This window comes from Enterococcus sp. AN402 (assembly GCF_040719405.1).
Taxonomy (GTDB): Bacteria; Bacillota; Bacilli; order Lactobacillales; family Enterococcaceae; genus Enterococcus; species Enterococcus faecalis.
In genome coordinates this window covers 2,901,191-2,926,889 of the sequence record NZ_JBFDTM010000004.1, presented here as the reverse complement: position 1 = coordinate 2,926,889, position 25,699 = coordinate 2,901,191, and the positions used below count along the sequence as shown (strand labels likewise).

Sequence of the window (25,699 nt, the reverse complement as noted above, 5' to 3'; positions counted from 1 at the left end):
TGTCAACTGAAGAGATTTCTGCCATTTTTAGATTCAAAGAAAAGATAGTTGACAAAAATACCTCGTGTAGGTATATTTTAAACCAATCACTACTCTTAAGGAGGGGCAAAATGACTGAAGAAAAAAAGAAAGTGCTGAATCGTTTACGCCGCACAGAAGGTCAAATTCGCGGGATTCAAAAAATGATTGATGAAGAAAAAGAATGTATCGATGTTATCACTCAGTTGAGTGCGGTCCGTTCTAGTATTGATCGCGTAATGGGGATGATTGTTGCGGAAAATTTAAAGCATTGCTTTGAAAATCCTGAAAAAGATCCTAAAGAACAAGAAGAGCGATTAGCACAAGCGATTAATATGATTGTCAAAAAGTAAAACAACGCAAACTTATTCAGCGAAAGATAAGTTTGCGTTGTTTTTTTATTTATTAGACGAATCTGCCCCGCGTTTTTTTAAATTGACAAGCATAAAAAGAATCGTGCCAATTAGTAAAATCACGACGGCGATATAAAAGCCCATGACTTTCGAACCCGTTGTGTCTGAAATTTTCCCAGTTAAAGCTGGGGCAATCACAGATGACATCATGCCGAAAAAGTTAAACACGCCCAAAGTAGTGCCAATTCCAATTTTTGGTGCATTTTCACCTAGCCAAGAAATAATAATCGGTTCTACAGCTAATTTTCCTAAGAACCCATACATAATTAAAGCAATTAATAACAACGTTGCATTACTTACTTGTACAGTTAACAAGAGCATAGCTGTTGCTAAAAATTCTAAAACAACGATGAATTGAACTTTTTTATGCATGTACTTATCCGCCAACCGACTAAAAAATAACGCTCCTGGAATAGAGGCAAATGCGACCAGCGAAGAGGATAATCCTATCGCCGCTCCTTGGAAGCCACGTTCGGTACTTAAAAAATTAGGTAACCAAGTCACAATCATATAATATGCATAACAAGTGCCAAAATATAAAATATACGCAAATAGCATATGTGGCGCAAACAGTTTTTTAAAGGGCACTTTTTCTTTTACCGCTCCGTTATCTTTTTCATCAACAACGGTTGGCTGAATCAAGGCCATGTCTTCTTTATGATTGCGAATAATCACTTGAAAAGCTACTAACATACAAATAATCATAAAGGCGGAAATGTACATCATCACTTGCCAAGGCAATCCTTTTTGGGCAACTAAATAACTAGATAAAATCATTCCTAAACCTGAACCAACTGCTGAACCACTGTTGACAATAGCTGTTGCAAAACTTTTTTTGGCTTGAGGAATGTTTTGCGACGTCAACGAGTAAGCCGAGCCATAGAAAGAACCACATCCTAAGCCTGCCAATAAGCTACCTAAGTAAATTGTTCCAATCGTTTGGGCTTGGGCAATCAGTAATGCTGCCAGCGCAAACAAGATAAAGCCTGGAATTAATACACGTTTTTTCCCAATTTTGTCTACCAAGAAGCCTGCAGGGATCTGCATGACTACGTAACCGAGAAAATAAAAGCTAGAAATGGACCCGAGGGCCGTATCGGAAGCGTTACCATTTAGAGACGCACGAATTTGTGGATAAACAGGAGAAAGCGCGGAACGATAAATCCAGATTGTTACCCAGCCCATACATAGTAAAATAACGATTTTTTTCCAATAAGCCAACGAACTTTTTGTCTTGTCTGTCATTTTCTTTTCCTCCACCAATCATTTTTTTGGTTAACGTTTCACAAGGAACAAAAGCACTACGCTTTTTTACGTAGTGACCTTTGTCCTACCTTCTTTTTTAGTTTAAATACTCAGCCAATGCATGAGTACTACCGCTACCGCCTTCAAATTGATAACCTTGGTGTTTCAATACAGTCTCAAAGGCACTTAAGAAATGCAACACATTGTCTTCCCGACTGCTGTAACCCATATTACCGACCCGCCAAATTTTTCCTTTTAAATCACCGAAGGAAGAGGCAATTTCAACTTTAAAATGATCCAGTAATAAGCTCCGCACTTTTTCACCATCAATTCCTTCTGGAATGACCACAGGAATGACTGTTGGTGTTTTTGTGTCTAACTTCCCGAAAATTTCTAAGCCCATTTTTTGCAGACTTTCAACTAAAATACGATCGTTTTTCCGATGGCGTGCATAGACATTTTCCATGCCTTCTTGAAGTAACAAGCGCAGCCCTTCATGTAGCCCATAAATCATTGTAGTCGCTTCTGTATGGTGATTTAAGCGCTCTGGTCCCCAATATTTTTCTAATTGCGATAAATCCAAGTAGTTACTTTGAATGAACCGTTCATTCCGCGCATCCGCACCAAGTCCTAACTCTTTTTGGTAACGGCCCGCCAGATAATCGGCCACACGTTGGTTGTAGGTAATCAAAGAAAGGCCTGAAGGTACGCTGACACATTTTTGAGTGCCTGCTACCGCAATATCAATCTTCCAATCATCGACCTTTGTTTCGACACCGCCGTAAGTCGCCACCATATCTACTACGAAGAAAATTTCATTTTCCCGACAAAAGGCGCCAATTTGATCCAGCGGTTGCATTTGTGCATTCGCCGTTTCGCCGTGGACCATCGCAACAATTTTTGGTTGATGTTCTTTAATCGCTTCAATCACCGTTGTTTGTTCAAACGGTGCGAGCCAGTCCTTTTCTAAATAAATGACTTCGGCCCGGGCGCGTTCGCAAATTTCACCTAATAAATAAGCAAACCGGCCATACGCAGGCACAAGCACTTTGTCACCTGGCTCAATCAATGCAAATAACCCCGCTTCTAAGCCTGAACGTGACGTGCCATCAATGGCAAAGGCTTGTTGATTCTTTGTGGCAAAAGGTACTTTAATCATTTCCCGAACTTCGTCCATAATCTGTAGAAATTCTGGATCAAATTGCCCTAAAATTGGTTGACCCATTTGACGAAGTACCGATGGATGGGCTTCGACTGGTCCCGGCGTCATGATTGTTCGCCGTACAAAATTTGGTTGTTGATACATAGTAATCCCTCACTTCATTTTTAATTCTTCTCTTTTATTATCTTTGGAAAAACCCAGAAATTCATTGTTCAATTTGCACTATTTTGACTTTGTTTTTTAGACATATTCAATAACTATCTTTTGTACTCCTTTTTATTCTTCGCTATACTATAAAAAAAGGAGGTTGTTGTGATGAAAATATTAGCTGAGGTCTTGGCTTTACCAAGATTTTCTGACTTACAATTATTATCGTCTCACTCAAACTTAACACAGCCCTTGGAAAGTGTAGAAATCACGGAAACACCTGATGTGGCTGATTTTATCCCTAAAAATGTCATGATTTTAACAACGGCAATGATTTATAAAGATGATCAAGAAAAATTGAAACCTTTTATTGACTCGCTAAAACAAGCAGAGTGTACGGCTTTAGGAATCAAAGTTGGGCGGTTCCTTGACGAAATTTCACCAGAAATTGTTGCCTATGCCAGTGCCGTTGATTTGCCCCTGATTAAAATTCCTAGCACACAGCCACTAGGCGGGTTGTTGCATGAAATTGTAGGCTATCTTCGTGATAGCAAAACCGAACAGATGTCTGTAGCATTTGACATCCAAAAGCGTTTTTCAACATTATTAATGCAAGATGTTGATGCTACGCGCTTCATCGCTGAATTTGCGAAAATTTTAAATGCGCCAATTATTTTATTAAGTCCTTGGCAACAGGTGATTGCCCACTCGAATTATTTTTATGGCAATCAAAAATCGGCGGAGTTTTTTATCAAACAATTATCAAAAGACCACTTTCAACAATTGGCACAAGAAAAGAAAATCTTTCGTTTACAGGATGAGCGACAAGAAAACATTCAAGTAGCTGGCTTTCCAATTCGTGTGAACGATTATTTTCCCTATTATTTATTGGTCTTATCTCCTGAACAGATTCCTTATCCTATTTCTGAATTTGCCATTGATCAGGCCATTTTAGTTTTGACTTTTATGTTATTTAAAAACCAGAAAATTGCTGAATCTTTTGAGCATCTCAAAACAGACTTTTTGGACCGCTTGCTTGATACACATCAAGAAGCGCTGAGTAAACATCAAAATTGGTTGGAACTTTGGAAAAATTATCGTTTAATCAACAGCGATTATTATCAATTAGCGATTGTCTACGGCGTGACTAAACCAGAAAATGAAACCCATATTCGTTATCAGCAAGCGGAAGGGCAACTAATTTTCCAATGGCTCAAAGAACAATTACCGGAAATCCTGCCAGATGTCGCCTTGTTTAAATTAAAAAATCAAAATAAAAGTATCTTGATTTTTCAATCTAAGAAAAATGACCATTTGATGATTTTGCAAAACCTCGCTGAACGTTTGCAACAGGCTTTGCCTATTACCATTCGCTTTGCTTTAGGCAATGCTTATGAAAACCTAGAAGATTTGCCTAACTCTTATATTGAAGCTTCCTCGACATTAGAGGCTTCTTTACACGCTCAAAAACCAGCGACTGTGCAATTGTTCCATCCCAAAGGCCTAGCTGGACTTTTTGAAAAGATTGGCACTGAAGATGTTGAATACTTTTGCCAGCAACAATTGAAAGAGTTGGCCTACCCGACGGAACCGACGTTACAAGAATTACGAAAAACCTTGAAAGTTTTTTTAGATTTCAATTGCGAAATTACTAAAACGGCCAACGCTCTTTACCTTCACAGAAACACCATTAAATATCGCATGAATCAATGTGAAAAATTATTAGACACCTCTATTCAAGAGCCTGAGACGAGTTTACTCTTACGGGTAGCGTTGGAACTTTCAGAAAAATAATTAACAGGAAAATAGCCGAATAAAAGTAACGTCTACCAAGAAAAAGGACTCTACCGTTCACCACTGCGTGTTCAAATCCTATTGTTCCGAGGTCATTACTTTACATTCGGCTTTTCGTTATAATTCTGGTTCACGATTGGCATCTTTGGAATAAACGTACATTAGCGGTTCTTCACGGCCAACCGCATAGGCTGCTTGTGGCACATAGGCACTCATGAAAATATAGTCCCCTTTTTCCACTGGATACCATTCATTGTCCAAATTGTACATCCCTTGGCCACTAATTAAATACGCGCCATGCTCTTGGACATGCGTTTCAATGTAGGCATGACTAGCACCTGGTTCAAAAGATAAGATATGCATATTCATATCAAAGTCAAACTCTTTCGGCAATAAACTCCAAAGCAAGACGTCTGTCATTCCTTCATATTCTTCGGGTTGTTGGTCATGAATTGACCCAACCACTTTATAAGGTTGATGGCCCGCCAACGGCTGATAGCGTTTTTTATATAAGAAAACTTCTGTGTCCGCTTCCTGTGCGTTCGCTAAATACATTTTCATTTCAGGCGTAAAGTAGGCGTAGCCCCCGGCTTCAAGTTCATGAGTTTCTTGACCATCTGAAACGCGCAAACGACCGTCAATGACATAAACCAACGTTTGAATCCCGTCGCCACCAAAACCAGTTGTTTGTTGACCATTTTTATGAAACGTAGCAATGTAATCCACAAATGTCGCACCTAATTTAGGCGATCCCAAAATGGAAATATCGACATTTTCAAAACCAGGTACTGCATTTTGCACCAAACCATCATGGGGAATAATGGCGTAATTGTCTTTTTTTATCACAGCTCTTGATGTTAACAATTCTTTTTGGTAACCAACTCGATTATTTTTATAACCCATCACAATTCTTCCTTTTCTATCTTATTTATACGCTAATTCATATAAGGTATCTGCTAAAAGCTTGACGCCTTCAACCAAATCTGGAAATGCCGTTGCTTCTGCTGGATTATGACTAATCCCACCAATACTTGGCACAAATATCATCGCTGTCGGGTAATGGGGCGCAATAATTTGCGAATCATGCCCAGCGCCACTATGCATCATACGATACTGATACTTGCCTTCTTTGGCTTTTTGTTCAATAACTTCTACAATTGCTTGATTCATCGGTACAGGGGCTTCATCCATCCAGCGGTCAATTGCAATCGTTAAGCCTAATTCTTGAGCAATTGTTTTCATCCGTTCTTCTAATTCACCGGTAAAATGTCGTAAAAAAGCAGCGTCGGTATGACGGCAGTCAATTGTAAATTCCACTTCTCCAGGCACCACGTTGACTGTATTGGGTTTCGGAATAACTTTGCCGAATGTTAAAACTAACGGATCCCCAATTTCGTTCGCACGATCAATGGCTTCTGCACAAATTTTAGCAAAGCCATATACCGCATCATGACGGTAACTCATTGGCGTAGTGCCTGCATGATTGGCTTGCCCTTTTAAGTTAACCGTGTAGCGACGTTGCCCTACAATACTATGAACAACACCGACTTGGAGCTTTTCGTTCTCTAAAATATTGCCTTGTTCAATATGAATTTCGACAAATGCTTCAATGTCCTCACGTCTAGTTTGCTCCTGCCGAAAATCAAAGCCTTGGCGATGCATCTCATCAACAAACTTTTTACCTTCGTTGTCAGAGATATCGACTACTTCTTCACGTTTGGCTTCACCAACGACATTTTTGCTTCCCCAGAAAACCGTTGGAAAACGACTCCCTTCTTCTTCAGCCATGGAAAGCACTTCTAAAGAACGCCGTGGTTTCCCATATTTGTCTAATAAATATTGAACAGCCGTCATGGAAGCAATAACACCATATTGACCATCTAAGGTCCCACCATTAACCACGGTGTCGATATGTGACCCAGTTAAAATCGTTTCCTGAGAAAATTCCGTTCCTGCCACTCGACAAAACAGATTCCCGACTTCGTCAAATTGCGTTTCCAGTCCAAACGCCTCAGTTTGGCTTTGCACATACTTTTGTGCTGCCAACCACGAATCTGTATAAAGTAAGCGTGTCATCCCTCCTGCAGGATCACTCCCAATTGCTGACAACTCTTCGATTCTTTGTTTTAAAACTTTTTCCAAGTCCATCACAAAACCTCCTGACTGATTACACTCTGATTGTAAACGTTTCCCTAGTTATCTTCATTGTACTTATCAAACAAAATTAAGCCTTTTTTTGTGCAAAACAACCAATAAACATCCTCTAACTCATGGACAGAGGCGCTAATTCAATCACACTTCTGTCCCTTTTCATTTCTAAAATAGGTGTTTAATTTTTGATAAATACGCCGTTAAACGCCTCGGTTACCCCAGTTTCTTGTGCGTAAATTGTTTCGCCTCTTAAAATTGTTTGAATCACTTGGGCCCCAATTTCACGACCAATGTAAGGACTAATTTTATTTCGATATTCTAAATCTTCTGCTTTTAAGATATACGGCGCATTAGGTTTAATTAGTACAAAATCGGCATCCTTACCAATACTGATGCGGCCCTTTTGTGCTAAGTGATAACGGTCAGCTGGGTTTGCTGCAATCATATCCGCGAATTGTTTCAAGGATAAACCACGTTTTTGGACGGCTTCATCAAATAACACATCGACGTTATTTTGAACACCAGAAATGCCGCCCCAAGCTTCAAAAGCATTGGTTGTATCTTTTAAGTCTGGCGTACAAGGAGAATGGTCAGAGGTTACAAACGCGATGCCGCCTGTTTGCACGTGGTTCCATAATGCGGCTTGTTGGTCCGCGTCACGAATCGGCGGTGAACATTTGACAACTGGACCAATGGCATCAAGTTCATCCGTGGTAAAATATAAATAATGCGTACATGTTTCACAAGTCACATCTACCCCTTCTGCTTGGGCTTTTAAAACTTCTTCCACGCCTTCTTGACAAGCCACATGACAAATATGAATCCGACAACCTGTTTCTTTGGCAAATAAAATGGCTTTTTGAATCGCTTCAACTTCGGTAAACACAGGACGTGTAGCTACATATGCCGCTAAAGTCGTTTCGCCATTTTGATAAGCTAACGCGCCTAATTTATCCGTAATTGGTGCATTTTCTGCATGGATTGCTAGCACTTTGCCAGTCTTGGCAACTTGTTTCATTCCTTCATATAGTGAATAATCGTCGACATTTTGAAAATCTCCTTCAATTGAACGATCGCCGCACGTTCCCAAAAAGCATTTATAGCCGGAAACGCCTCCTTCATCAAGTTCCTGAATCCCACCAGCCAAGTTGGTCGGGACCACGCCCCCAAATGACCCTACATCTACTTTTAGTTTATTTTCTCCTGCCTTGTATTTGATCTCAAGAGAGGTCTTATCCACAGTTGCTGGAATCTGATTTAAAGGCATTTCCATAAAGGTCGTCACGCCCCCTTTGGCACAAGCGGCCGTTCCTGTGACATACCCTTCCCATTCATCGCGGTAACCACCACCAGGATCGGTAATATGAACATGGGCATCCACCATCCCAGGACTAACGACTAAACCCGTCGCATCAATCACACGTTCTCCTGACAAGTCTTGCCCAATCGCTACGATTTTTCCTCCTTGAACGGCGACATCCGTAATGACTTCTCCAGTTTCTAAAATAACTAACCCGTTTTTAATCACTAACTCTGCTTGCATTTATTTTCCCTCCTGATAAGCTGTTTCTTTCACTTTTTTTGAATCCCAAGTCCATTTTTTTAACACTAAGTACAGCACAAAACCTGTGGCAAAGCCCACAAACCACGAAATATCAGCAATGATTTTAACCTGCGGAATAAATTGACCACTTAAGGAAAGAGCCAACGCTAGAATAGTAGCGACATATGCCGGCTTGTTTAATCCGTAAAAAGGATTGGCTTCCTCTTTTTTGTGTTTATCTACGTATAAAGCATTTAAATCAATTTGTTGCTTTTGAACAAAATAATAATTCGCAATCATCACACCAGCGACTGGTCCTAAAACAGCCCCAATTGCGTTCAGAAAAATAAAAATACTATCGGCGTTTTCCATCAGTTTCCAAGGCATAATAAGAAAGCTAATAACACTGGCAATCATGACGCCTTTTTTATACGTCATTTTTTTAGGAAATAGCGCCGCCAATTGATAACCTGCCGGAATGATGTTCCCTGTTGCATTCGTTGAAATAGTCGTTAATAAGAAAACCGACATGGCTAAGACCACCACCGCCACATTATCTAAACGATCAATAATGTTTAAAATATTCCATTCCTGAATCCCAAAATACAGCGAACCACCTAACAGAATAACCACACTGGAAAAAGCGAAAATCCCATAACCAACAACTAAACCTGCTGTTTGCCCCACAACCTGAGCACGTGTCGAGCGCGCATTCTTAGTAAAATCCGCCACACTCGCACCAGGCGCTGACCAAACGGCCACAACCGAGTTAAAAATAATCAGATACGCCACCAGTGGATTGACTGAACGAATCGCACCAGAAACTTGATAGGACAAAATTGGTGTTAAACCGCCCCCAGCTCGAATGGCCCAAATCGTTAATCCAATAATAACGACATAAATCAACGGACTTAAAATGGCGGTAAACCGGTTCAAAATTTTGCTACCACCGAAACCTATTGCCACATTTAAGAGCCAGAAAAGAGTAAACGCCATTAATTCAGGTAGCCTGAGACCAAAAAACTGGAATGATCCACCAATTTCTAAAAAGTTCGGCCAAAATTTCCCGAGAATAATTAATAAAGCCAGCGATCCTGTAAATGTTTGCAGACCAAACCAAGCAATCGCGGCCACACAACCTCTTAAGAACCCTGGCAGTTTTGCCCCGAGACTGCCGTAAGTAGACTGTAAGTGCATCGCAAAAGGAATGCCATATTTAGAGCCAGCCACGCCATTCAAATTCATGAAAGTTGCTACAATGAATGAGCTTAACACAACTGCCAACATAACTTGCAGCGGCGATAAACCTAAGAAAATAAAGCCGCCCACTGCTGCATAATTCGGGATATTATGAATCGAACCCATCCATAATGTAAAAAAATTGCGCGCGCCCATTGTCCGTTGTTTCGGGCTACTTGGCAACAAATCCTCATTGTAGCCACGTGCTTTCATCGCTGTTTCTTCTTGAGCTGTTACTTGAGACACATTTTTCTCCACGACAAACTCTCCTTTTTATTAAAAAATTTTTTCTATTAAAACACCCTGCCTTCTCTTTTTTGTCACTTTTGCACAAACATGCGTACTACTCTCATCACACGAATTGTAAGCGCTTTTTATAACAAGAATCATTAGTTACCCCAACTAAATAACAAACGATTCTTTGTTCACTTTGAACGAAAAAATAGCAACCTTTTTTATATCGTCCTCTCACTCTAGAAAGTAAGAAACAAATCTTTTTATTCACATATTATGTACAATTTCTCTTTTCCAATGCTAAAATACGCTTATTATTAAAAATGATATAAATAAATTATACAGTTAAATGAAACCAAACACAATATTTTTTAATCAAATACACACAAAACAGATAAACTGAAGTGGATTTTCAGGAAGAGACCCATCCTGAAAAAAGACACTGACAAAAGAGCTTTCTCACAAGATCGACAATTTTTCACAGATTCAAAATCTTCTTTTTCAATTTTTACGTTTTTAAAAATAACATTTCGAAAATAAAAAAATGCTTAATTTTAGTCAAAAAAATAAACAAAGATTTCTGATTTTATCAGAAATCTTTGTTTATAGGTTTCCTTGCTACAATTCCTTTAACAAAATAAAATCCGTCTGTTCATCGTCTCCCATAAAAAATGAATGTTGACTGTAATAGCGGTAGCCAATCGTTTTATAAAATGCCCGCGCCGCATCATTGTGTTCCCAGACACCTAGCCACAGTGCGTTTTTACCAAATTCACGAGCTTTTTCTTCCGCCAGTTCTAACAATTGTGTTCCCAGCTTCTTTCCTTTAAACGCAGGCAAAATATACAATCGCTCAACCTCGAGCTTTTCTGGCCCCATCGGTTCCGTTTGTGCCGTCTCACGATTTAATTTCATGTAGCCAGCTAATTGATTATCGACAAAGATAAAATAAAAGTCAGAGTGGGGATTAGCCAATTCCTTTTGTAATTTTTCTAAATTGTAGGCTTCTACTAAATAGGCTTGCATATTTTCTGGGGTATTATATGGTCCGAAAGTATCTGTATAAGTTTCAATGCTGATTTCTTGTAACGCTGGTGCATCTTCTATTGTTAATTGTTTTATTTCTCCCATCAATCAGTCGTCCTTTCCTTAATAATTTCGAGTGTTCCCTTTTTTGACAAATTCCCAATCTTCGCTGACATTTTTACGCATCCGGACTAAGTAATCTGCCAATTGTGAAATTTCCACTTCTGACATACCTTGCAAAGCTACTTGATTCGAGTGTTGATTTTCGCGCACAATGATTGGATAAACGTTTTTCCCTTTTTCTGTGGCATAAATCCGCTTAATTTTTTTGTTGCTTGCATCTTCTTTACGATAAATAAAGCCTTGTTCTTCCAAACGCTTAATCGCCCGCGCCGCTGTGGTTCGATCAACTTTAATCAGTTCGGCGATCTTTTCTTGGATAATCCCAGGATTTTCACAGATCCTGACCAAATAAAGATATTGTCCTCGTGTTAAAGATAATTCCTTAAATTCGATATTACTGATTGAATCTAAGGCCCGCGCAATCATGCCAATTTCTCTTAAAATATCTGTCACTAGGACACTTCCTTTCGCTAATATTTTATGATTGTCATTACTTTAACTTATTTTTGTTGCAAATGCAACAAAAATAAGTATAAAAACTACAGATTTAAACAATTTGAGCATTCGTGAAAATAAAATAATTATTCCTTTTGTTATATTAACAAGTAAGATAAAATTAGTTATAACGTCTATAGGAGGAATAGTATGAAAAAATTATTTTGTGTTATTTTAGTTATTTTTTTAACAGGTTGTAGTTCTCAAAAAGCGAATGAACCTAAAAAACAAGAAAATTCTACCAATCATACAACATCAATGAAAAGCAGTACTAATCATTACAGTTCTAGCACAGAAACAAGCTCTAATAATAAACTAAAAGAAACTTCAGAAAGTGTCAGTACCACTCAGGCTTCGGCAAAGTCTAAAAATGAAGTATCCACAAATGTCGAAGAAGCAAATTCTTTAGAAGCAACACCTTATGCTGTCGATCTTAGTAGCTTAAACAATCCACTAGTATTTAATTTTAAAGGAATGAATGTGCCAACTTCAATTACGTTAGAGAACTTAAATTCAACACCAACTGCTACCTTCCGAACTAAATTGTTTGGGGCTGAAAATGGTCAAGTGAAAGAAGCCATTAATAAATATGAGCTATCTATAAATACAATTCCTACAAAAGAGATTAGAATATTTTCAGCGGCCGATAACAGTATTCGCACCGTTAAAGTAAATACAGAATTAATTTTAGGAACTAATATTTCTTCAAACGATGAACAAAATAGATCGGGCACTTTATACTTATTCAACAATAAAAATGGTTCGATATCTTTAATCACTCCTAACTACGCAGGCAATGTTACGGATGATCAAAAAGACGTTATGCTAGAAGTAATTCAATAAATAACCAAAAAAAATAATAAAGAGAAAACTTCATACTGAGAAGTTTTCTCTTTATTATTTTTTAGGAACTCCTCTAGAAACTCGTTTTAGTCCCCACTTATTTTTCTTATTTCTTCACCCATTAAGCCCGCAATAGAAGATAGGACATTTTATTTGAAAATGAATTATTGTTCTGTAATATGCACCGTTTGTAAAAATTCTGCGACTGAGAAATGGTATTCTTTCTCTTGATTTCCTTGAATGGTTCGAATCATTTTTTCAACTTCTGGTTGCAGAGCGGCAAATTGAACTTGTTGTCCACGACCTTCTGCTGCAAGACAAAATTCTTCTAAAATATCTAACGCCGTACTATCAATGCTAGGAACTCCTCGCATTGAAAATACTACACCACTTTTTGTTTCCAATTGCAGTAACGTTTGTTTCAATCGTTCAGAAGACATGAAAAATAACGGGCCACTCAAATAAACCACCACCCAATTTTCCGTACAATCGGTCGGTACTAGCCCCATTCTTGACCAATCAACTTCCTCGACATTAATCGTAATCACGGCACTTTTCGCAATGAAAAACAGGCAACCCGCTAAGACCCCTAAAACAATCGCTAAACTCAAGTCAAAAATAACGGTCGCTACCATCGTTAAAAAGAATAAACATAAGGCTGTGTGGAAACGTTTCTGGAAGAATTCTTTAATCACCGACCATTCATTCATTCGCCACGCTGTCACCACTAAAACACCAGCTAACGCAGGCATGGGAATTTTAGACATGACTGGCGATAAAAGCAACATCGATAACAATAAAAAAACCGCATGAAAAATACCCGCTAAACGTGTTTGCGCACCAGATTTAATCACTACGCTCGTGCGGGCAATCGCTGCCGTTGCAGGTACGCCACCGAAAAATGGCAAAATTAAGTTGCCAATTCCTTGTGCCACTAGTTCCTGATTACTGTCTAATGGTTTCCCTGTCATGCGACCAGCCGAAGCGCCACAAAGCAAACTTTCAATCATACCTAACATAGCAATGCTAATCGAAGGCACCAAAATATCCTGAAACGCACTTAATTGAAGCGAACCAATTTCCAAACGTGTATCACTAAAAATACTTGTCGGAATTTTCCCTACAGTGGCCACTGGCAGTTGAAAAACCACTGTTGCTAACGTAGCTAAAATAATCATCACCAATGAAGCTGGTATCATCGCATTCCACTTTTTCGGAAAGAACACTAATCCAAGCACCACTAAAATCGACATCACTGTCGTTGGTATACTTAAATCAAAGCCCAATGAACGATAACTGCTGATTTTCTCAATTAAATTGTGGCCTTCTGAACGAACCCCAAAGAAATTATCAAGCTGCCCCAACGCAATAATAATAGCAATTCCTGAAGTAAACCCGGTAATGACCGGTGACGGAATAAAAGAAGTCAAGCTCCCTAAACGCAAAATCCCTGCCAAAAGCAAGAAAATTCCCGCCAAAAAGGTGGCCAACAAAATCCCTTGCATGCCATGCACTGCCGCAATTGACATTAAAATAGCTGCCATCGCACCTGTTGGTCCTGAAATTTGATAAAACCCACCCGAAAGGCTCCCAATCACAATTCCAGCGATAATCGCCGTGATCATGCCAGCTGCTGCAGTGGCGCCGCTAGAGACCCCAAACGCTAATGCTAACGGCAACGCGACGGCTGCGACAGTCAAACCTGCCAAGAAATCTTTTTTCAATTTTTTTTGATTATACCCTTTAAATTCATCCCTTATCATTTGTGTGTACTTTTTAAACATTCGCATCCTCTTTTCATGAAATTTCCATTCTAAAGATATCATATTTTCGGAAAGATAATAAGGTGTTTTGTGAAGGAAATCGCTAAAAAATTTTTTTCACCTCATTTAGACAAAATTGTCTAATATTTTAGGAATTTAGCCACCGCTGTTTCCTAGAGTATGATATGCTTAACTAGTAAACAGGCTTCACAAACTTACATTAATTGGGGGAAACTATTATGTGTACAGGCATCAAGATTATTTCCAAAACAAATGATATTTTTTATGGACGTACGATGGATTTTACGTTTGACTTTTTTGGCAACGAAGATCCAATTGCACCAAAAATCCCTACTCTAATTGCTCAATTTCCAAAAGGTACAGTTCTAAACAGCCAACTAAATCCTTGGACGGCAAAATATGCCTTTATGGGACTAGCAATGTCAGGTACAGATCAACCAGCGAACGATGGTAAAACCGTCAGCCTTGCTATCACAGATGGTATCAACGAAGCCGGCTTATCTGGTGATATTCAATATTTAATGGAATCTTCAACAGCACCTGCTGAAAGTTTAGCAGATCGTGGTTTAACACCTCATATTGCAGAAGAAGTTCTCGCTTATATTTTGAGTAATTTTGAAAGCGTTGACGAAGTAAAAGTAGCTTTTGAAAAAATCGGCCTGTTAGATCAAAAATTCCAACTTGATTCATTGGGGGAAGTTCATTTCACCTTACACTGGACCATTAATGATAAAAATAATAATAGTATCGTTTTGCAACCAACAGATAACGGAGCGTTCGTCATTTATGATTCGATTGGCGTAGTCACAAACAGCCCAGAATACAATTATCATTTAACCAATGCACGAAACTATATCGGAATGCGCAACTACGCTATTAAAGAACCTTACACTTTAAAATCAGGCGCAACACTTGACCCAATTGAAGGTGGGACTTCTTACGGACTATTAGGAATCCCAGGAGACTTCACTTCGCCGTCACGCTTCATTCGTGCGTTATACTATTCTGACAATCTCCAAGAATTTGATAGCTCTGAAGGGATTATGCAACTCTATCGCGCCTTCCAAACAGTGATGATTCCTCGGGGAATTGGCCATTTAGGTCAAAGTAATTCTCTGTCTGATTTCACACATTATTGGTCAGGATATGATGTGACTAATTTAACCATGTATGTCCAACCAGAAAGTACTACCTCATTTACAAAATACACTTTGGATCCAGCTTTAACAGAAGTTACTACTTTTGCTGTTTCTAACGAGCTACTACTAACAGATTTAAATCAATAAAAACACAAACAACGTCTCTGACCAGGTCCTTGGTCAGAGACGTTGTTTCGTTCATTTGTCAGATAATGCGTTATACAATGGCGCTAATTCTTGAAGCGCCTGACAACTTTTTTCTTCAATCGTTTCAAGCTTTTCCGTCGCAAACCACAACTTACCGATCTGAAATGAGCGATTGCCTATCCGCTCTTCTAGAATTTTCCGTTGTTTTTCATCTGCTAAATAATCTTTTAAAGGCAAATGGTCCACTAGTTCATGCTCCTCCTGCGGCCAAATATAATAGCCTTCGCAGTCGATTGTTTGACTCCAAGCTTCTAAACGATTAAGCAATTGATTGTAAGCGACGACTGAGCCTGCCCGCTCCTCACTTTTGTAATGTTGAAACATCAAATATACTTGAAATTGCTTTTTATTTAATAACAACGCCAGACAAGCATTTTCCGCTTGGCGTTGCTCACTGCGATATGCAGCCCAGAAATGACTGCGTAAATTCCAGCCGTTGGTCCAGCTTTCGATTTTCGGCTTAGTGATGCCGAGTTCAGCTGGTAAACCTTGGGTACTTGCTTCTCAGCTACTTTCCCTCTTTTTAACTATTTATGTTTTTGATTTTACACGCTTTTTTACAAAAGAAGTGTTGTGGTTACCAACGTTTATTGTGGTTGTCGGCACGCCGCCAGCTTTAACGCTCGTTTATGGTCCTGGCTGGAAAAAATTAGGAACGATTTCTCTGTTGAGTGCGCTTTTCACCTTTCCGTTTGCCAATTGGCTGAATGCGCAATTGATGCCCCTTTTAAATGTACCTGGGACAGTTTCCAACGTTACCACAATGGCTTTTGTTGGCTGGATTGTTTCAGCCATCTGTCATCAACTTCCTTGGATGGTTCCTTCTGTTGCACCAATCGCTCAGAAGCGGCAAAAACAACCTAAAATTGAAAATACGCAAACCTTTCAATGGTCAATACGACGCACTTTTGCTGACTTCTCCGAAGCTTGGTTTTATGGAAATGAGTTAGTTGGAGGTTTGGTAATTCTAGGCGTTTTAACAGATTGGTTTGTCAATATTAATCATATTACAAATGGTTCTGGCTTGGTTCCTGACATTTTAATGGGACAAATGATTGCTTCGGCTGTTGGTGTTTTTCTTTATCGAAAACATTTCGCTGAAGAAGGTTGGTATCCAACGTTTATGCCACTGGTCAGCATTGTTCCTGGTGTGATTTTAATGATGGGTGGTGGCTTTTGGCTTTCCCTGACCATCGCCGTTTTAGCAGGAATTAGTGCGGCCCCTGTCGGTAGCTATATTGCTAAACGATTACCTCCGTTTGTTCCTGGTGCTGTCGGCTTTGTATCAGGAATGGCTGTTGTAACCATTTTATTGTCAGCCGTTTTGCATACATTTGATATTTTTGTATAGTGAATAAAAAGAAGCGAATGACGATTCGCTTCTTTTTTTAATTGACCAATCCCCTTTTTATCCGTATTCTTAAGCAAAAGGAGGTTTTGCCATGTACTCCATGTTAAAACGTGTGATAACGGAAAAAGATTTGCTTCGGCAAATTCGTTTGTTGGAACAGTTGTTAAATGTTCCCCAGCTGACAGCCAAGCGTTTAGCCGCGCAAATCCAAACGACAGAGCGAACCGTTTTTTCGGATTTACAGTATATTCGCAGTCAATTACCCGCCGACTGGTCCATTGAAACCGATAGCAGTGGTATTCGGTTACGCAATCAGGGGAATGCGCAAACCAATGAGCTTTGGTCATTATTTTTACCTCAATCCATTAGTATTCAACTATTAAAAGAGCTACTATTTACGAAAGAGTTAGTGACAACTTCTTTTTTGAGCACTAGTGGTGTTTCTTATGAAACTTTGAAGCGACATATCAAAAAAATGAATCTGGCCTTACGTGATTTTCATTTAACGATTCAACTAACCACGACGACCATTCAGCTAATCGGGGCAGAAAGCAATATTCGGATTTTTTATCATCGTTTGTTGGTGCCTTTTACTCATAATAATTATTTTTTTGACGATTATTCGATTCATGAGGAGCATTATTTTCAATTTTTGAAACAAGTTTACAGTAGTGAGTTGACGGTGGAAACGGAAGAAATTTTTGGTGCTTGTTGGTTTTTCATTAACACGATTCGCAACAAAGCCAATTGCCGAGTGAGTCAATTTTCTTTTGACTCAAAAGATGTCTTGTTTCAACTTTATCAACCGTCCTTGGCAAAACTTTATGCTTCTGAAGGCATCTATTTGCAAGGAGAAGAAAGTTTTTTCGCCTTCTTTTGTTTCTTAGAAAGTTGGAATTACGATAATGTCTATGGCGAAACGTTGGCTTCTGCGCTCCACACTCATTACAGTCAGCTGCGAAAGTCGTTACAACAGTTTGTCACTAATTTGTCCACTGAAGAAGCCCGGCCTGATTTAATCCAAACAAATTTATTGGATAATCTGTTATTGTTATTCATTAAATATACCGAGTCCCCAACACTTTCTGAGCAATTTCAATTGGAATATCAAGAATTAATGACTGAACAAGCCGCGGAGGACCTTGCGTTATCAAAGAGCAACCAAGAACTTTTGGAGATTTTATCTCGCTACACCACGATTGAAGAACCGACTTATTTTCTTAGTTTGGCTTCTTTGTTAGAAAAACAAGCCAGTTATTCCATTCAGGCGCAAACGATGACTGCCTATTTCCTCTTTCAAGGGGAACCTGCTTGGAAAGCTTTTTTGCAACAAGAATTAGCTGCTTATTTAGGTACTCGTGTGAAATTACAAGCTATTGAATATGTGGAACTAAGCCAGTTGACGTTAAATGAAGCCGACATAATCATTTCCAATTTTCCCTTGGATCATCTTGATCTTCCTGTCTTTTATCTCTCTTTAATTCCAACAAAAAATGAACTCCGCCGACTAGCAGAGCTCACTCTTCATTCTTATTTTTAAAGGAACTAGCGAGGACATTCGCTAGTTTTTTGGCTTTCTTTCGTCATGAATCGTTTGGTTATATATTTTTCCCCTTCAACAAGGAAAAACAGACTCACAACATGGACGAAAATCATTGCTAATTGAAGGCCATTTAAAGAAGTTGTGCCAATTAATTGCTGGGCTACTGGCCAGTAAACTACTAGCGCTTGTAGTAAAAAGAGGATTCCTAATGAAGCAAACAACACTTTATTTTGGAAAAATCCTGTGCTTAACGACGGATCAACCAACTTACGACAGTTGATCATATACGCTGCTTGCGCTAAGACGATACTTTGTAAGAGGAACGTTTGCTGTAAGGCTTGGCCCTCAAATTGTAATGCCATAAGGTAACCTGGTATCATAATGAGTACCGACACATAGACGATTCTAAAAATACTGTACTTTGTTAAAATGCCTTCGTTGACATCTCTTGGTGGTCGTTTCATGGTATCAGCACTCGCTTTTTCAAAACCTAATGCATAAGACAAAGTAATCGTAGTTACCATGTTTACCCATAATATCTGGACAGGTGTCAACGGTAGAGGATGATTCATTAAAAGCGCCCAGACAACAATTAAGCCTTGTGCCAAAGAAGTTGGCAAGAAGAAGGTAATCGTCTTTTTCAAGTTATCAAAAATGCGGCGTCCTTCTTTCACGGCTTTAGCAATCGTATGGAAATTATCATCTGCCAAAACCATATCTGCGGCTTGTTTGGTTACTTCACTTCCTTTAATTCCCATGGCAATTCCGACATCGGCTTTCTTTAGTGCTGGCGCATCGTTCACACCATCGCCGGTCATGCCGACAATTTCGCCATTGTTTTGTAAAGCCGTGACAATTCGTAATTTATGTTCTGGCGTCGTTCGTGCAAATACATCGACTTTTTGAACGTGCTGAGCTAATTCTTCATCTGACATAGCATCAATTTCTAATCCTTCAAGGACTTTTTTCGTATGCTTTAAACCAACTTGCTCGCCAATGGCTTGCGCTGTATCTTTATGGTCTCCGGTAATCATTTTGACGGAAATACCTGCTTCTTGAGATTCTTTGACGGCTTGAATGGCACTTTCTTTTGGCGGATCGATGATGCCTGCCAGTCCAGCAAACGTCAATCCTGACAATGTTTCATGTGTCAGTTCCTGTTGTGACGTAACTGTCTTATAAGCGAAACCTAATACCCGTTGTCCTTTTTGCGCTAATTGCGCAGCTTGTGCTTGCCAAGCACCTTTTTGATTATCAGATAACGTAGAAAGTTGTAACAATACTTCTGGCGCACCTTTGACATAAATAATTGAACCTTCTGCTTGCGGATGGCGAGTGGCCATGTATTTGTAACTTGAACTAAACGGAATTTTCTTTTCTACAGGGCGTAAAGACAGTTGATCCTGATCAACATATTGTAGTAAAGCTAACTCGGTAGGATTCCCTTGCAAGTCGGCGATTTTTTGTTGGTCTTGTAATTTCAATTCTTGACAGTTGGCCATAATCTCTTTGACAATGGTCATTTCTTCAGTCACTACATCCATTACCGTCATTTCATTTTTAGTTAGTGTTCCTGTTTTGTCTGAACAGATAACTGTCATTGAACCTAATGTTTCAACGGAAGGCATGCCTTTAATAATCGCATTTTCTCTAGCCATCTCATGAACACCCATCGATAAAATCATCGTTAACACAGCAGGTAAGCCTTCTGGGATCATTGCTACAATTAATGCAATCATCGCAGAAAATAAGAGGCTCCATTCCATGCCATGACGAAAAGTGGTAAAGAAAATCAGAAACACGATCAAGACCATAATCCCTTGGAAAATTTGCTTGTTTAATTGGTGCATTTTCCGTACGAGCGGCGTTGTTTTTTGATCTACTGACTGCAACGCGTGATTAATTTTTCCAACTTCAGTGGAATCTCCTGTTTCTACTACAACACCTAAGGCCGAACCTGCTTGGACAAGTGTTCCTGAAAAAGCCAAATTCTTTTGATCGCCTGTTGGCAATTCTTCATTCAAGGAACTGGTAATTTTCTCCACGGCTTCTGATTCACCTGTCAAAATTGATTCTTCAATCATCAGATTATGAACATCAAATAAGCGCAAATCTGCTGGGACTACATCACCAGCTTGTAACGTGACTACATCTCCCAGAACCAATGTTTCAGAAGAAACGGTTGTTTTTTGTCCATCAATTAGAACGACTGCCTCTTGGCCCATCATCTGTTTAAGGCCGTCTAATGATTCTTCTGCTTTACGCTCTTGCCAATAACCGACAAAGCCATTGACAAGCACCACTAGAAAAATGATACTTCCTTCGACCACTTCGCCTGTGGCAAATTTTAGAATTGCGGCAGCGAGTAAGACCATCATTAGTAAATCTGTAAAATGTTTGGCTAGCTTTTGCCACGTTTTCAGTTGTTGTTTTTCTTCAATTTTATTTGGACCATTCGTTTGTAAACGTTGCTGACGTTCTTCGCTAGAAAGACCCGTTTGCTTCGTCTTAGTCTGCTCGATTACTTTTGTTGAGGAAAGTTGATACCATTTCATTTCGTGTACCTCCTATTTACTTGATACCTTTATTATAGAGAGGATTTTCTTCACAAAATGGTCGATAATTTCAGTGGCCCCTGAAAAAAATGGGGCCGAGATTATTAAAGAAAAGAACAACCAGCATTTTAGCGGGTTGTTCCTTTCTTTTAAATATTTTCTTGTTCGACCACCAATTGACTTTTGCCAATTAATGCTTTGACATCAATAATTTCACCATTTTTACGTCGGTCTGCTAACTCAACTGAGGTGGTAAACAACAAGTCACTAGAAGAGTTCAACGCTGTTTCAATGGAATCTTGGACTACGCCGACGATAAAGCCAACGCCGACGACTTGCATGGCAATATCATTGGAAATGCCAAACAAACTACATGCAAGCGGAATTAACAACAAGGAGCCGCCAGCAATTCCTGAAGCCCCACAAGCAGAAACAGCGGCGATGATGCTCAACAATAATGCTAAATAGATTGGTACGGACATGCCTAATGTGTGGACTGCCGCCAATGTCATAATGGTAATCGTAATGGCTGCGCCGCCCATATTAATCGTTGCGCCTAGCGGAATAGAGACCGCATAAGATTCTTCATTTAAATCCATTGCTTTCGCCAATTCCATATTAATGGGAATATTGGCCGCAGAACTGCGTGTAAAGAATGCGGGAATCGCACTTTCCTTTAATACAAAAAAGACTAACGGATACGGATTTTGCCGAATATTCCAAAAAACAATCGCTGGATAAACGACTAAAGCAACCACGGCCATCGTACCAATTAACAATAATAATAACTGGCCATACTTAGCTAACCCTGCAATGCCTGTGGTTGCCACCGAATGAAACACCAAACCTAGAATTCCAATTGGCGCAATGCCGATAATCATTTGAACGACCGTGGTAATCCCTGTTGAAAGATTGGCAATCACATCCTTGGTAGCGACCGAACTTTGACGTAGCCCAATACCGATTAATGAGGACCAAAATAAAACAGATAAATAATTGCCTTCAATCATCGCTTGAATCGGATTTTGGACAACGCTTGTTAACACATTGCTTAAAACATCACTAAGTTGCGTTGGGGCTGCTTGCGCTTCCTGCGCCGCCTCCAAGACAATCTTAACGGGAAACAGATAGCTTGCCGTCACGGCAACAACAGCTGCCAAAAATGTCGCTAAAAGATACACAACTAAAATTGATCCAACATATGTTTTCGCCCCAGCCTTTTGTTGGGCTAGCGACGCAATAATTAAGACAAAAACTAAAATCGGCGCAATTGCTTTTAAGGCGCCCACAAACAATTCACCAAGAACGCTGATGAAGGTCCATTCTGGCACCAAGAAACCCAAGGTGGTTCCAATCACAATCCCTATCATGATTTTTTGAATTAACGATAATTTCCGAATCGCTTTGACCATTCACTTCACGCTCCTTTAAAATAAAATACAGTTTGGGACATACTACCATAATTATTAAGATAAAAAAAGAGTGTTTCTCAAAAAACTTTCATTTTTCGAGAAACACTTGCTCAACTCATCAATTTCGTCTATTTTTCTGAAGACTTTTCCGCTGAATGTTCTTTGTTTTTATGGTGATGGTGGTGATGACTTTGTTTAGAATACAAGTAGGATTTTGCTACGACCGAAATAAACATAGCCATAATCCCCAAGCCTACTGTAGCATAAACCATGGTGAAAATTTTTCCCAAGTCAGTAACTGGATGCACATCTCCATAACCAATCGTGGTTAACGTCATGAAACTTAAATATAACGAATCTAATGGCGACAATTTTTCCACTGTTGAATAAAAAATGGTCCCACTCAACAACGTGGTTGCCAGTAAAAAGAACAAGGCACGAGTGTCTTCTTTTTTTAAGATACCTAAAAAAGATGAAAATAATTTTTTGACAGAAATAAGTAAAGATAGCAAAAAAATGACCTCTTTCTATTGTTAATCTCTTCTTAACGTTAGCACTTTTTAGATGAAGTTCAACTTTTTAATTGGTGTGGTTAAAGAAAATTTATTTTTTTGTTATTTATAATACACTTCATCTAAAAACAACCCTTGTGCAGGAGCCGTTTCACCTGCGCCTTCTCGGACTTTTGTTGCGAACAATTCATCAATTATCGCTAATTCTTTGGTGCCTGCACCAATTTCTAAAAGTGTCCCAACGAGGATGCGGACCATTTTATGCAAGAACCCATTGCCCACAAAAGTGAACTGTAACATTTCGCCGTTTCTTTCAATCGTAATCTTTTCAATCGTTCGAGTAGTCGATTTTTTGGTTTTTTTCAATGCTGAAAAACCAATAAAATCATGGGTCCCTATTAATTTTTGGCAAGCTTGTTCCATTTTTTCTTGATCCAACGCTTTGGGAAAGTGAAAACTATGATACCGTTCAAAGGCATTAGGAATTGGGCTATTCCAAACATAGTAGCTGTATTGTTTGCCTGTGGCGTTATACCGTGCATGAAAACGTTCAGGCATTTCTGTAACTTCTTTAACAACAATATCGCCAGGTAAATATCGATTTAAAAAGGATAACATTTCGGTTGTTGTTAGTGAACTAGTCGTTTTAAAATTCGCTACTTGACCACGTGCATGTGTGCCGGCATCCGTTCTGCCTGAGCCAATAATTTCAATCGGTTCACCCGTCATTTGTGTTAAAATACTTTCAATTTTCCCTTGAATCGTTTTCTCTGAATTGCCTAGTCGTTGCCAACCTGAGTATCTTTTACCATCATATTCAATGGTTAATTTTATGTTGCGCATGGGCGAAGCTCCTTCGTATTCTTTTTCTCTCTTATCATAGCAGAAATAAGTGGATTTTTCTTCTTTTCCAAGAATAAAACACCTCTTTTCTATAGAAAAGAGGTGTTTTATTTAGTTTAATCCTGCAATTTTCAATTCTTCAACATTCGCTGCTTTAGCATTTTCAGTCACTACGGCTTTAAATGTCACTTGGTCGCCCTCTTTTAAGAATAGCGCCAGCGGACTGTTATTAGTCGTTACGCTAAAAATGGTTTTTTCATCTTCTAGTAAAAATGAAACTACCGTTTGCGCTTCCCCAGCTACTACTGAGACACGAGCTACTTTACCTTGCATCGTTTTCAAGTTGGCTTTGTCTGTATTTTCATTGTTACTTCCTTTGGTTACTAACTCAATTCGATAAGCGTCTAGTGCGCCTTGTGCCGTGTCTGCATCAATTACAATATCATTATCTACAGCATTTATATAGACATATTTTTTGAAAATCCCTTTACTGTCCATTAACGAAACAATCCACGTTGGCACGCCATCAATGTTATAAAGGACTGGCATACTAGCTTTCCATTTCTTTTCTGGATAAATTTTTGAAGCGATAGAAATGGCGCCATCACTATCCATAATGCCGACTTTAGTATCACGATAATACGTAACTTGACCTGTTCGGGCATTGATTAAGGAGTAACCTAAAGCGGAATCTTGGTCTTTTTCACTACTTGTAAAGTCCGTAAAATAAAGCAACTGGTTCCCTTCCTTGTTCATCATCGGCGTAATTTGTCCTGATGCATAAATACCATTTTCAGTTGGAATTTTGACATCTTTTTTGGCACCAAACATTGTCTGGTTCCACCAGCCTTGACTGTAACGACCAAAGAATTCATTTAAGCTATTCGCCGCTGAGCTAGTAATCGGCGCATCAACGAAACTTGGGGCTTTTTGACTGTCATAAACGTTAACTTCTCCTGTTGTAGCATTTAATACTGCCGTTTTAAATTCATTATAGTGCATGCGACCAGAAACCCCATACTCTTTGTAAAGCGTTTGAATATAGTAAGGATTTCCTTGGTCGTCCAACTCTAAATTGATTGTGCCAGTTGCTGCATAACCTGGATAAGCGGAATAAATTTTTCGTGCGGCATCTTTGCCAAAGTAAGCTGAAGGAGTATAAACAATTGGTTTTTCTACAAATTCTGGCTGTGCGTTGATATCTGTCGCACTAATGATAAAATAGCCAGGTACCTCCCCCAGTTTTAGCCATTTAAAGAAGCCATTAAATTCGACTGTTGCTACATAAACATACTCGCCATTGACAACTTGTGCCGTTATACCATCCAAAGTAAACATATTGGAATTGGGAATGACAGAAAATTTCTGTAACATTTTTCGTTTCGCCGTTTGTGGTGCAATCGCAATGGGTGTTTCTTTCGCCGAAGTTAAAACTTCAGCTTTTTCTTCCGTTTTTAAAGGAATCGTTTGATAAATTTCATCAATAGAAGAGATTCTGGTAATACTACTGACAATAGTCAACAAAATCATTGCCAAAACGGCAACACCCAAAATTTTGCCAGACCAGTCTTTGTTAGCCGTTTTGTTGGTATTCTTCCCTACTTCTTTGCGGCCCTTTGGGATACCAGGAACTTCGACTTTACTAGCTAAGCGTGTACTTAATAACACCCCACTAGCAATCACTGCGCCAATCAGATTAATCCATAACACGATAGAATGGTCCCCTTACTCTTTTTCCCTTTATTCGCTACAATTTTGGCGCCATTCGCAACTAAGATCCCGATACCAAAAAATAACGTTAACCCAATAAAATTAAAAAACATTCACTTGCCCTCCTCATAGATAAGTAAAAAAAGTGCTCCCACGCATTGTAGAAGCACTTCCTGTGATCCATTCTATTATAACGTTTTCTATTTTTAC

Annotated in this window: 18 protein-coding genes and 3 pseudogenes; 6 read left to right on the top strand and 15 right to left on the bottom strand. The window is 39.1% G+C overall.

The genetic code is table 11. From position 1 onward, the window contains the following. Window positions 1–110: 110 nt before the first annotated feature. A complete protein-coding gene (locus AB1I62_RS15570; protein ID WP_002355063.1) occupies window positions 111–371 on the top strand; it encodes a metal-sensitive transcriptional regulator in 261 nt (86 codons plus the stop codon). A 45-nt stretch (window positions 372–416) separates the two neighbouring features. On the opposite strand, the gene AB1I62_RS15565 is transcribed toward AB1I62_RS15570, so the two are convergent. Further along, window positions 417–1,676: an MFS transporter gene (locus AB1I62_RS15565; protein ID WP_002368361.1), complete on the bottom strand. Its 1,260-nt coding sequence runs from the start codon at window positions 1,674–1,676 to the stop codon at window positions 417–419. A gap of 97 nt (window positions 1,677–1,773) precedes the next feature. Further along, on the bottom strand, window positions 1,774–2,982 hold the full coding sequence (locus tag AB1I62_RS15560) for an alanine--glyoxylate aminotransferase family protein (protein ID WP_002355061.1): 1,209 nt from the start codon (window positions 2,980–2,982) through the stop codon (window positions 1,774–1,776). 171 nt (window positions 2,983–3,153) lie between these two features. Between AB1I62_RS15560 and AB1I62_RS15555 the strand changes: the two genes are divergently transcribed. Beyond that, on the top strand, window positions 3,154–4,779 hold the full coding sequence (locus tag AB1I62_RS15555) for a PucR family transcriptional regulator (protein WP_002393997.1): 1,626 nt from the start codon (window positions 3,154–3,156) through the stop codon (window positions 4,777–4,779). Between the two features lie 117 nt (window positions 4,780–4,896). On the opposite strand, the gene allE is transcribed toward AB1I62_RS15555, so the two are convergent. The 6 genes from allE to sylA all read right to left on the bottom strand — a co-directional run bounded on the left by allE (window position 4,897) and on the right by sylA (window position 11,548). Continuing rightward, entirely contained in the window at window positions 4,897–5,682 is a 786-nt protein-coding gene (allE, locus tag AB1I62_RS15550; protein WP_002384779.1) for a (S)-ureidoglycine aminohydrolase, read from the bottom strand. A gap of 21 nt (window positions 5,683–5,703) precedes the next feature. Further along, complete coding sequence (gene allC / locus AB1I62_RS15545; RefSeq protein WP_010825522.1) at window positions 5,704–6,927, bottom strand: allantoate deiminase; 1,224 nt, start codon at window positions 6,925–6,927, stop codon at window positions 5,704–5,706. 181 nt (window positions 6,928–7,108) lie between these two features. Beyond that, complete coding sequence (gene allB / locus AB1I62_RS15540; protein WP_002367359.1) at window positions 7,109–8,473, bottom strand: allantoinase AllB; 1,365 nt, start codon at window positions 8,471–8,473, stop codon at window positions 7,109–7,111. Beyond that, window positions 8,474–9,970 (bottom strand): putative allantoin permease, encoded by a 1,497-nt coding sequence (locus tag AB1I62_RS15535; RefSeq protein ID WP_002375657.1) that lies wholly within the window; start codon window positions 9,968–9,970, stop codon window positions 8,474–8,476. A 594-nt stretch (window positions 9,971–10,564) separates the two neighbouring features. Then, window positions 10,565–11,077, bottom strand: a complete 513-nt coding sequence (locus AB1I62_RS15530) for a GNAT family N-acetyltransferase (RefSeq protein WP_002399070.1) — start codon at window positions 11,075–11,077, stop codon at window positions 10,565–10,567. A gap of 18 nt (window positions 11,078–11,095) precedes the next feature. After that, window positions 11,096–11,548: a transcriptional regulator SylA gene (sylA, locus tag AB1I62_RS15525; RefSeq protein ID WP_367019417.1), complete on the bottom strand. Its 453-nt coding sequence runs from the start codon at window positions 11,546–11,548 to the stop codon at window positions 11,096–11,098. Between the two features lie 192 nt (window positions 11,549–11,740). Between sylA and AB1I62_RS15520 the strand changes: the two genes are divergently transcribed. Beyond that, window positions 11,741–12,433, top strand: coding sequence for a hypothetical protein (locus tag AB1I62_RS15520; protein WP_367019415.1), 693 nt, complete (start codon window positions 11,741–11,743; stop codon window positions 12,431–12,433). 164 nt (window positions 12,434–12,597) lie between these two features. Here the strand turns inward: AB1I62_RS15520 and AB1I62_RS15515 are convergent, their stop codons facing one another. After that, on the bottom strand, window positions 12,598–14,259 hold the full coding sequence (locus AB1I62_RS15515; protein ID WP_367019413.1) for a SulP family inorganic anion transporter: 1,662 nt from the start codon (window positions 14,257–14,259) through the stop codon (window positions 12,598–12,600). A 176-nt stretch (window positions 14,260–14,435) separates the two neighbouring features. Here AB1I62_RS15515 and AB1I62_RS15510 point away from each other — a divergent pair, with 176 nt between their 5' ends. Beyond that, window positions 14,436–15,503, top strand: a complete 1,068-nt coding sequence (locus AB1I62_RS15510; RefSeq protein WP_002367364.1) for a choloylglycine hydrolase family protein — start codon at window positions 14,436–14,438, stop codon at window positions 15,501–15,503. 51 nt (window positions 15,504–15,554) lie between these two features. Here the strand turns inward: AB1I62_RS15510 and AB1I62_RS15505 are convergent. Further along, window positions 15,555–16,049 (bottom strand): annotated as a pseudogene (locus AB1I62_RS15505) (HI_0552 family protein); the annotation flags it as partial. Window position 16,050: 1 nt separating this feature from the next. On the opposite strand from AB1I62_RS15505, the pseudogene AB1I62_RS15500 reads away from it, so the two are divergent. Beyond that, window positions 16,051–16,914, top strand: a pseudogene (locus AB1I62_RS15500) (hypothetical protein); the annotation flags it as partial. A 100-nt stretch (window positions 16,915–17,014) separates the two neighbouring features. Further along, window positions 17,015–18,454 carry a helix-turn-helix domain-containing protein gene (locus AB1I62_RS15495; protein ID WP_367019435.1) on the top strand — a complete coding sequence of 480 codons (1,440 nt, stop codon included), beginning with the start codon at window positions 17,015–17,017 and terminating at the stop codon, window positions 18,452–18,454. Between the two features lie 5 nt (window positions 18,455–18,459). Here the strand turns inward: AB1I62_RS15495 and AB1I62_RS15490 are convergent, their stop codons facing one another. The 5 genes and pseudogenes from AB1I62_RS15490 to AB1I62_RS15470 all read right to left on the bottom strand — a co-directional run bounded on the left by AB1I62_RS15490 (window position 18,460) and on the right by AB1I62_RS15470 (window position 25,602). Continuing rightward, window positions 18,460–21,012 (bottom strand): cation-transporting P-type ATPase, encoded by a 2,553-nt coding sequence (locus AB1I62_RS15490; RefSeq protein ID WP_367019411.1) that lies wholly within the window; start codon window positions 21,010–21,012, stop codon window positions 18,460–18,462. Between the two features lie 149 nt (window positions 21,013–21,161). Then, window positions 21,162–22,424, bottom strand: coding sequence for a serine/threonine transporter SstT (gene sstT / locus AB1I62_RS15485; protein WP_002355037.1), 1,263 nt, complete (start codon window positions 22,422–22,424; stop codon window positions 21,162–21,164). 128 nt (window positions 22,425–22,552) lie between these two features. Then, on the bottom strand, window positions 22,553–22,936 hold the full coding sequence (locus AB1I62_RS15480; protein WP_002355036.1) for a potassium channel family protein: 384 nt from the start codon (window positions 22,934–22,936) through the stop codon (window positions 22,553–22,555). 102 nt (window positions 22,937–23,038) lie between these two features. Next, on the bottom strand, window positions 23,039–23,779 hold the full coding sequence (gene truA / locus AB1I62_RS15475) for a tRNA pseudouridine(38-40) synthase TruA (protein WP_002355033.1): 741 nt from the start codon (window positions 23,777–23,779) through the stop codon (window positions 23,039–23,041). A gap of 111 nt (window positions 23,780–23,890) precedes the next feature. Beyond that, window positions 23,891–25,602, bottom strand: a pseudogene (locus tag AB1I62_RS15470) (DNA-binding protein). Window positions 25,603–25,699: the final 97 nt, after the last annotated feature.